Source organism: Aestuariivirga sp., assembly GCF_044239095.1.
Taxonomy (GTDB): Bacteria; Pseudomonadota; Alphaproteobacteria; order Rhizobiales; family Aestuariivirgaceae; genus Aestuariivirga.
In genome coordinates, this window is record NZ_JBIICB010000378.1 from 1 (window position 1) to 3,128 (window position 3,128).

Sequence of the window (3,128 nt, forward strand, 5' to 3'; positions counted from 1 at the left end):
TTTCGCCAGGCACGCAGAAGACATGGCTGGCGCCATGAATCTTCAATTGATCGACGAGGATCTGCCCGCCCGTGCGCCCGGTCACCGGTTGGTCCTCAGCAGCCTGGCGCGGGTTTCGGACACGGCATTGGCATGGCCGTCGAAGCCTTCGTAGCGGGCGATCACCTCGGCATGCCTTGCCAGCTCCGGATAGGCCTTGCCCGTGACATAGGCGACCGAGGTCCGCTTCATGAAATCATGGACCGTCAGGGGAGAGCCGGTCCTTGCCCAGCCGCTCGTCGGCAGCACGTGGTTCACGCCGATCACGAAATTGCCCAGCGTCGGCGGCGTATGGCGTCCGAGCAGGATCTCGCCTGCATGCTCCAGCCGGCCCAGATACTGGAAAGGCTCATCCGAGTGAACGCCCAGATGCTCCGGGGCATAGTCGTTGCAGAAGGCAATGGCTTCCGCCTCGTCGCGCGCCAGCACAATGCCGCCCATGGGGCCTCCCAGAACGGCCGAGGAATAGGCCACGCGCTGCGGCCCCATCTGCTTCCAGAATTCGGGGATCGCCGCCATCGCATCCTCCGCAACCTTGCGGCTCCAGGTGACGAGGAAGGCGGAGGAATCCGGCCCGTGCTCCGCTTCGATGATGAGGTCGAGGCCGGCGAGCCGGCCATCCGCCGTTTCATCCGCCAGCACGATGAGCTCGCTCGGGCCCGCCGGCGTGCCGGTGTCGATCACATGCGAGAGCAGGCGCTTGGCCGCCCCCACCCAGGGGCTTCCGGGCCCCACCACCTTGGCGCATTTCGGCACCGTCTCTGTGCCATAGGCCACGGCCGCGATGGCTTGCGCGCCGCCCGCCTTGAACACTTTGGACACGCCCGCCATACGCGCGGCAACAAGCGTCGCGTCATCGATATGCCCGTCTGGCCCCGGAGGCGTGACGATGGCGATCTCCTTCACCCCCGCAACCGTGGCGGGGATCGACGTCATCATGACGGAGGAGGGAAACGCCCCCTTGCCGCGCGGCACATAGCACGCGACGGAGGGAATGGGCGTGGTCCGGTCTCCGGCGAAGACGCCGGGGCGGATCTCATGGAACCACATTTCCTCGGGCTTCTGGTCTTCGTGGAACCTGCGGATCGAGCCCGCCATGAAGTCCAGCGCCTCCTTGACCTGCGGGTCAAGCGTCCGTTCGGCGCGGGCGAAGTCCGCGTCCGTGGCGGCGATGGCATCCGCCTCGACGGGAGCCTTGTCGAACTGGCGCGCGAAGCGGGCAAGCGCCGCATCGCCCTCATGGCGCACCGCATGGATGATGGGCTTCACCTTCTCCTCATATTCGGAGAGGTCCGCCTCGGTGCGCTTCAGCAACTGGCCGCGCGCGGTGCGCGTCATCTGCGAGAGATCGTGGAAGGAAATGGACATGTGATTATCCGAATGTCTTGTGCCAGTGGCGTGCGATGTCGATGCGGCGCGGGATCCACACCTTCTCGTGTGAGAGAACGTAGTCGATGAATTTTGCGAGGCCCAGGGCGCGGCCCGGCCGTCCCGCGAGGCGGCAGTGAAGCCCCACGGACATCATCTTCGGGCTGCCGCGCCGGCCTTCCTCATAGAGGCAGTCGAAGCTGTCCTTGAGATACTGGTAGAAGTGCTCGCCCGTGTTGAAGCCCTGCGGCGTGGCGAAGCGCATGTCATTGGCATCCAGCGTGTAGGGGATGATGAGGTGCCTGCTCCCATCCGGCCTGCCGAGAAAATAGGGAAGATCGTCGGAATAATCGTCCGAGGAATAGAGGAACCCTCCCTCCTCCATCACCAGCTGCGTGGTGTTCATGGAGCAGCGGCCCGTGTACCAGCCCAGCGGGCGTTCGCCCGTCACCGCGGTGTGGATGCGGATCGCCTCCGCCATCTGGCGGCGTTCTTCCTCCGCCGCCATGTCCTTGTGCTCGACCCATTTCAGGCCATGGCTGGCGATCTCCCAGCCAGCCTCCTTCATGGCCTCGACCTGCTCCGGAGAGCGCATCAGCGCCGTGGCGACGCCATAGATTGTAACCGGCACGCGGCGTCCGGTGAACATGCGCCACAGCCGCCAGAAGCCGGCCCTCGCGCCATATTCGTAGATCGACTCCATGTTCCAGTGGCGCTGGCCGGGCCAGGGCTGCGCGCCGACGATCTCGGAGAGGAAGGCCTCGGAAGCGGCATCGCCGTGGAGGATGTTGTTCTCGCCACCTTCCTCGTAATTCAGAACGAACTGCACCGCGGCGTGGGCGCCATCCGGCCATTGCGGGTCGGGAATGGCCCGGCCATAGCCCTTCATGTCGCGCGGGTAGTTGCTCATGCCGTTCCCCTCAGTAGGACACCTTCTTGTAGTAGCGCCGCGTCGTCAGCGGATGGTTGCGCTTCACCTCGAGATGGGCCGAGAGCCGCTCCAGGATGGTGGCGAGGATCACGGGCGAGATCAGCGCCCGCGTCTCCGGCGAGATGCCCGGCATCGCGAAGGTGGCGGCATCGAGCACCGTCACCTTGCCGCTATACTGGCTGGCGAAGCGCTCCACCCGCTCGGCCAGCGGCCGGCAGTTGTCCTCGCCCTTGAGGATGATGACGCTGACGCCCTTCTCCACCAGTTCCAGCGTGCCATGGAAGAAGTCCGCCGAATGGATGGGCCGCGTGCGGATCCACTGCATTTCCTCGAGGATGCACATGCCGTAGTACCAGGCCTGGGCCCAGCTGCCGCCGCCTGCGGTGATGATGTGGTAGGGCTCCGCGGTGAAGGCCGTGGCGAGGCGTTCCGCCTCCGGCTCGAACTGCTGCTTTGCCGCCAGCAGGTGTGCTGGCAGCGTGGAGAGCTCCGCCAAAATTGCCGCATGGCCGGCAAACTCGCCGCGATGCGCCATGATCGAGAGCGCGATCAGCAGCGACTGCAGATAGAACGACTCCGGGGATGTGTCATCTTCGGCGAAGTTCACGAAGGCATGGTCTGCCTGCTGGCCGAGCGGCGTGTCCGCGTGGCCCACCAGCGAGATGATGCTGGCGCCCTTCGAGCGGCAATACTCCAGTGTCGCGACCGATTCCTTCGTGGTGCCGGAAAGCGACGGGATGACGACGATCGAGTCCTTGCCCAGCGCCTGGTGGCCCGCCGTCACCAGCTC

At 65.5% G+C, this 3,128-nt stretch carries 2 protein-coding genes and 1 pseudogene; all 3 read right to left on the bottom strand.

Features of this window, described 5'->3' with window-relative positions:
* Nucleotides 1–81: 81 nt before the first annotated feature.
* Nucleotides 82–1,407 carry a histidinol dehydrogenase gene (hisD, locus tag ACILRA_RS21465; protein ID WP_395664077.1) on the bottom strand — a complete coding sequence of 442 codons (1,326 nt, stop codon included), beginning with the start codon at nt 1,405–1,407 and terminating at the stop codon, nt 82–84.
* A gap of 10 nt (nt 1,408–1,417) precedes the next feature.
* Nucleotides 1,418–2,317 (bottom strand): annotated as a pseudogene (puuE, locus tag ACILRA_RS21470) (allantoinase PuuE); the annotation flags it as partial.
* 10 nt (nt 2,318–2,327) lie between these two features.
* A partial coding sequence (locus ACILRA_RS21475; protein WP_395664078.1) for an SIS domain-containing protein occupies nt 2,328–3,128 on the bottom strand: 801 nt, incomplete at its 5' end.